4 protein-coding genes and 1 pseudogene are annotated in these 5,953 nt (G+C 66.9%); 1 reads left to right on the forward strand and 4 read right to left on the reverse strand.

Annotated elements, in window-relative coordinates; all coding sequences use genetic code 11:
- Positions 1 to 16: 16 nt before the first annotated feature.
- Positions 17 to 2,232: pseudogene (locus CC207_RS03940) on the reverse strand (DNA internalization-related competence protein ComEC/Rec2).
- Between the two features lie 144 nt (positions 2,233 to 2,376).
- Between CC207_RS03940 and CC207_RS03945 the strand changes: the two are divergent.
- Complete coding sequence (locus CC207_RS03945; RefSeq protein WP_143496063.1) at positions 2,377 to 3,018, forward strand: DUF2062 domain-containing protein; 642 nt, start codon at positions 2,377 to 2,379, stop codon at positions 3,016 to 3,018.
- Here CC207_RS03945 and CC207_RS03950 read toward each other — a convergent pair.
- From CC207_RS03950 to CC207_RS03960, 3 genes are all read right to left on the reverse strand, one after another.
- Positions 2,902 to 3,681, reverse strand: a complete 780-nt coding sequence (locus CC207_RS03950; protein WP_028690974.1) for an ABC transporter permease — start codon at positions 3,679 to 3,681, stop codon at positions 2,902 to 2,904. The two genes, CC207_RS03945 and CC207_RS03950, sit on opposite strands and share 117 nt — an antisense overlap.
- Positions 3,678 to 4,610 carry an ABC transporter ATP-binding protein gene (locus tag CC207_RS03955; RefSeq protein WP_028690973.1) on the reverse strand — a complete coding sequence of 311 codons (933 nt, stop codon included), beginning with the start codon at positions 4,608 to 4,610 and terminating at the stop codon, positions 3,678 to 3,680. The genes CC207_RS03950 and CC207_RS03955 overlap by 4 nt, the downstream gene beginning before the upstream one ends.
- Before the next feature lie 132 nt (positions 4,611 to 4,742).
- Positions 4,743 to 5,366 carry a glutathione S-transferase gene (locus CC207_RS03960; RefSeq protein ID WP_069017520.1) on the reverse strand — a complete coding sequence of 208 codons (624 nt, stop codon included), beginning with the start codon at positions 5,364 to 5,366 and terminating at the stop codon, positions 4,743 to 4,745.
- Positions 5,367 to 5,953: the final 587 nt, after the last annotated feature.

Consider the following 5,953-nt stretch of genomic DNA (forward strand, 5'->3'; position numbering starts at 1 on the left):
CCGCGATGGCGTCGGTTCAGCCCTCGTCAACCTCACGCCAGAACCGCCGCTCCCTGCGCACACCTTCCACCCCACCCCGACTCCCCAGCACCAACCGCAATGCCCCCTCCAACGCCGTGTCATGCATCACCACCCCGTGCCGGCGATAGCGCTCGACCACCTGCCCATGGGGATGCCCGAAACCATTGTGCCGCCCCCGGGAAACCAACACCCCGCGCGGCGCCGTGGCCTGGACGAACGGCTCGCTGGACGACGTGCGGCTGCCATGGTGCGGCGCCTGCAACCAGTCCACCCGAGGATCGTCGGTCGCGGCCAGCCAGGCCCGCTCCGCACCGGCCTCCATGTCCCCGGCCAGCAGCAGGCGTTCGCCCTTGGCCTGCACGCGCAACACACAGGAGCGTTCGTTGCTGGAAGCCCCTGCGGCCAGTGCCAGAGCTCGAAATCGACGCCATCCCACTGCCAGCGCTCGCCACTGCGGCACAGCGAGGCCGCTTCCAGCCCGGCAACCTCGCCGGCCAGCACTCGCGCCACCGAAACCCCACGCCGCACGGCCGCCGCCCCACCGGCATGGTCGGCATGGCCATGGCTGATCAGCATCACATCCAGCGCCTTCACCCCAAGCTTGCGCAAGGTCGGCAGCACCACCGTCTCGCCCAGGTCACTGCCACCCTGGGCCGGGCCTGCGTCATACAGCAGCGCGTGATTGCGGGTGCGCAGCAGCACCGCCAGGCCCTGCCCCACATCCAGCTGCCAGACCTCCACCTGCCCCGGCGGCACCTGTTCGCGTGGCGCCCACAGCGCCAACAGCAGGACCACGCCCGGCGCCCGCAACGGCACGCCCCGGGGCAGCAACACCAGCACGGCGCCCAGGCACACCAGCAGCCAGGCCCACAACGGCAGTGGCTCGGGAATCCAGGCCGGCCGCAGCCCTGCCAATCGCGTCAGCACGGCAAACAACCCATCCAACGACAGGCCCGCCAGCCACAGCATCCCCTCCCCCAGCCCAGGCACCGGCAGCAGGGCCGTACCCAGCAACGCCAACGGCAGCACGCCCCAGCTGAGCCACGGCACCGCCAGCAGATTGGCCAGCGGCGCGCTGAGACTGACGGGCAGCCCCAAGGCCAGCAGCACCGGCAGCAACCCCACGGCGATCACCCACTGGGCGCGGGTCCAGGCCTGCCAGGGCCGCCAGGCACCCAGCCGGGCGGCAAAACACAGCACCAGCACCGCCACGGCAGCGAACGACAGCCAGAAACCCGGCAACAGGCTGGCCAGCGGCTCGACCAGCAGCACGCCCGACAGCGCCATCAGCAACGGCACCCAGGCGCCCAGATGGCGAAAGCGCAAGCGCCAGAGCAGCACCACCGCCAGCATCAGGCACGCCCGCTGCACCGGCACGCCGAACCCCGCCAGCCAGCCGTAGCCCAATGCCGCCGCCATCGCCAGGCCACAGGCCCAGGGCAGCCACGGCAGGCGCCGTGGCCACCCCCCCAGGCGTGCCAGCCCCGCCACCAGCCCGTAGACCAATCCGGCCAGCAAGCCGATGTGCTGCCCGGAAATCACCAGCAGGTGTACCGTGCCGGTGGCCTGCAGCACCTGCCAGTCCTCCCGCGCCAGGCCTGCGCCATCCCCGAGCACCAGGGCGGCCAACGCCGCCTCCCGGCCATGGGCATCGGTGGCCAGCAGGCGCTGGCGCAGGCCGTCGCGCCAACTGCTGGCCTCCTCGCCCTGGCGCATGCCGGCCTTGACCGTGCCGGTGGCACCGACCCGCCGCGCCAACAGCGTGGCCTCCTGATCCGGGCCATGGGGGTTGAGCAGGCCCTGCGGCCGACGCAGGTTGACCGCCAGCCGCCAGTGCTCCCCCGCTCGCAGCGGCGGCCCCTCGAACCAGCTCAATTGCACCCGCTGCGGCAACCGGGCCCGACGTGACTGCGGCTGCTCCAGCTCGAAACGCACGCCGCGCTCGGTACGGGTCGGCAGGCCGACCACCCGCCCCTCCAGCCACAGCGTGCGGCCATCCAGCGCGGCCGGCAGGCGGTCGTCCAGGGCCTGCTGCGCCGACCAGCAGGCCCAGCAGCCACCCAGCACGAACCAACCCAGCGGCCTGGCCCGGGTGCGCAGGCAGGCCAGGGCCAGCAACAGCAATGGAATCAGCCATCCGACCGGTGGCAGGGCAGGTAAAAAGCGCAGGCTCAACAGCCCGAGGACCAACGCCAGCATCCCTGTGCGCATGAGATAGAGCTCCAGAAGCGAAAACGGCCCCTGAGGCTTAGCCGATTGGCGGGAGAAACCTGCTAAACAATTGTCACAAACTCTGAACGAGGCTGCGCTTCAATCAAGGCATACTGACGCCCTTCAACCCAGCCGGGAGCCCACATGCCGCGCCGTCTGTTCAAACGCTACATGCCGGACCCGACCAGCATCCGCGAACACAAGTCCTTACGCTTTTTCGGCAAGCTGCTGCACGACCCCAACCTGTGGCACCTGAATCGCCATTCGGTGGCGCGGGCCATGGGCGTCGGCCTGTTCGCGGCGCTGATCCCGATCCCCATGCAGATGCTGCTGGCCGCAGCGCTGGCGATCCCGGTGCGCGGCAACCTGCCAATCGCGGTGAGCCTGGTGTGGCTGACCAACCCGCTGACCATGCCGCCGGTGTTCTTCGTCACCTACATGACCGGCGCCTGGCTGATGCAGGTGCCGCCGCGCACGCTGCCCGAGGAAATCACCGTCGACTGGGTCACCGACCAGCTGGCGACGATCTGGCAACCGTTCCTGCTGGGCTCGGTGGTGTGCGGGGTGGTACTCGGCGTGCTCGCCTACTTCACCACCATGGGCTACTGGCGCTGGTGGGTGGGCCGGCAGTGGCGCCGGCGCCAGTGCTGTTGTGCCCTCACCCGCAGCTCAGGCACGCATGCCGCGGCCGCTGACCAGCAGGCGCACGCACAGCAGGTAGAGCAGCGCGGTGGCCACCAGCATGAAGCTGATCGCCGTGCCGATGCTGATGTCCGACACCCCTAGGATGCCGTAGCGGAACGAGTTGACCATGTGCAGCACGGGGTTGGCCAGCGACACGGTCTGCCAGAACGGCGGCAGCAGGTTGATCGAGTAGAACACCCCGCCCAGGTAGGTCAGCGGCGTCAGCACGAAGGTCGGGATGATCGAGATGTCGTCGAAGTTGCGCGCGAACACCGCGTTGACAAAGCCCAGCAGCGAGAAGATGGTCGCGGTCAGCAGCACCACGACGATGGTCACACCCAGGTGATGCACCTGCAGGTGGGTGAAGAACAGCGACAGGATGGTCACGATCACCCCAACCGCCAGCCCGCGCAGCACACCGCCCAGCACATAGCCGACGAGGATGGTGTGCGGCGACACCGGCGACACCATCAGCTCCTCGATGGAGCGCTGGAACTTGCTGCCGAAGAAGCTCGACACCACGTTGCCGTAGGAGTTGGTGATCACCGACATCATGATCAGCCCCGGCACGATGTACTCCATGTAGGTGAAGCCGCCCATGTCGCCGATCTGCCGGCCGATCAGGTTGCCGAAGATCACGAAGTACAACACCATCGTGATGGCCGGTGGCAGCAGGGTCTGCGGCCAGATGCGCAAGAAGCGCCGCACTTCGCGGTAGACGATGGTGTTCAGGGCGACCCAGTTGGTGCGCAGTTCCACACTCATACGGCCACCTTCGACAGGTTCTTTTCCACCAGGGACACGAACAGCTCCTCGAGTCGGTTGGTCTTGTTGCGCAGGCTTTGTACCTCGATGTTCTTCAGCGCCAGCTGGCCGAACAGCGCGGTGATGCCAATGTCCTTGTCCACCTGCACCTCCAGGGTGTGCGGGGTGATCAGCCGGCACGGGTAGCCCTGCAGCTCAGGCGCGGCGGGCAGGTCGTGCTTGAGGTCGAGAACGAAGGTCTCGACGTGCAGCTTGCCCAGCAACTGGCGCATGCTGGTGTTCTCGACGATGGTGCCGTGGTCGATGATGCCGATGTTGCGGCACAGCTGCTCGGCCTCTTCGAGGTAGTGGGTGGTGAGGATGATGGTGATGCCCTTCTGGTTGAGCTCGGTGAGGAAGCTCCACATCGAACGGCGCAGCTCGATGTCCACCCCGGCGGTCGGCTCGTCGAGGATCAACAGGCGCGGCTCGTGGATCAGCGCCCGGGCGATCATCAGCCGGCGCTTCATGCCGCCGGACAGCGAACGCGACGGCACGTCGCGCTTGTCCCACAGCCCGAGCTGCGTCAGGTACTGCTCGGCGCGCTCCTTGGCCACCTTGGGCGGGATGCCGTAGTAGCCGGCCTGGGTGACGACGATGTCGAAGGTCTTCTCGAACTGGTTGAAGTTGAACTCCTGGGGCACCACGCCCAGGCAGCGCTTGAGCGCCGCAGGCTCGCGGTCCAGGTCGTGGCCGAACACGTTGACCGTGCCGCTGGTCTTGTTCACCAGGGTCGAGAGAATGCCGATGGTGGTGGACTTGCCGGCGCCGTTGGGGCCGAGCAAGGCGAAGAAGTCGCCTTCGGAAACGTCCAGGTCGATGCCCTTGAGGGCCTGGAAACCGTTGCCGTAGGTCTTGGTCAGCTGTCGGATGGACAGGGCGGAACTCATAGCGGGTCGGGTACCGAGAAAAGGGTGCGGGACACGCCAGGTGAAGTCACTGGCGCAGTGAGTGCGGCCATGGTGCAAGGGCTGGCCGCACAAGTACAGTCACATGTATCGATAGTGACTATCGAAGTGGCGTCACGTCAGGGCGCTCATCACCGCCGCCTGGTAGGCCGGGCGTTGCTTGAGGCGCTCGTACCAGGCTTGGAGGTGGTGCATGGCCGGGCGTTCAATCGGCATTTCGAACCAGGCGTAGATGAAGCTGCCCAGGGGAATGTCGCCCATGCCGATCTGCTCGCCGGAGAGGTACGGCTGCTTGGCCAGGGTCTCGTCGGCGATGGCCAGCAGTTGCGCGCACTGCTTGTGCGCGGCGTTGATCGCCACCCAGTCGCGCTGGTCCTCGGGGGTGCGCAGCAGGCCCCAGAACAGCGGGCGGAAGGGGCCGGCGAAGGACGAGGTGGTCCAGTCCATCCACTTGTCGGCCAGGGCGCGCTGGCGCGGGTCGTCGAGGTACCAGCCTTGTTCGGCGCCGTACTCGGCGCATAGGTAGCGCACGATGGCGTTGGACTCCCACAGCACCAGGTCGCCGTCTTCGAGCATGGGCACCAGGCCGTTGGGGTTCAGGGCCCGGTAGTGCGGTTCGTTGACCACGCCGAAGGCGCCGCCGGCATCGATGGACTCGAAGTCCAGGCCCAGCTCGTGGGCGATCCACAACGCCTTGCGCACATTGCTCGAATTCTTGCGGCCCCAGATCTTCAGCATGGCAACGTCCTTAATGAATGCGGGAGAGGGGTCAGTCTACTCCAAGCGGTGGGCGGTGCCAGTGAAACCGGGGGGCCGCTTTGCGGCCCTTTCCGACCGGTCCGACGCCTCGGCAAGGCCGCTCCCACAGGGTATACGCCAGCTCTGCCATGGCGCGGTCCCTGTGGGAGCGGCCTTGTGTCGCGAAAGGGCTGCGCAGCAGCCCCGGCGATTTCAAAGACTGTCAGATCTTTCCGAACCTGAAACCAAATGCTTCAGCCAGCAAAGCTTGGGAACTATCCTACGCGCTTGCCGGAAGCCGCCGCGTTGTCGGGGAAATACCCCGGGGATAACTTCATCGGGTCGCCCAATTGGGTGACCGGGTGTGAGAAACCCGATTTCCACAACGGTAACGCGCCTCCGTCATGGTGGCCGTGTACGGGCAGACCTCGGTCTGGCCGGGTTTACCTTGTGGCCCGGATTTCTCACCTCGTACATGGCTGCCACCTTGATCTCGTGAGAAAGGATGCGGGTGGTGGTTACTCGTAACCACAAGGAAGCTCGACCATGCAAAAAATCGTCCCCGACCCACCCCGTCTCTCCCACTT

Origin of the sequence: Pseudomonas sp. DrBHI1, from assembly GCF_002205115.1 — a bacterium.
Classification (GTDB): Bacteria; Pseudomonadota; Gammaproteobacteria; order Pseudomonadales; family Pseudomonadaceae; genus Aquipseudomonas; species Aquipseudomonas mosselii.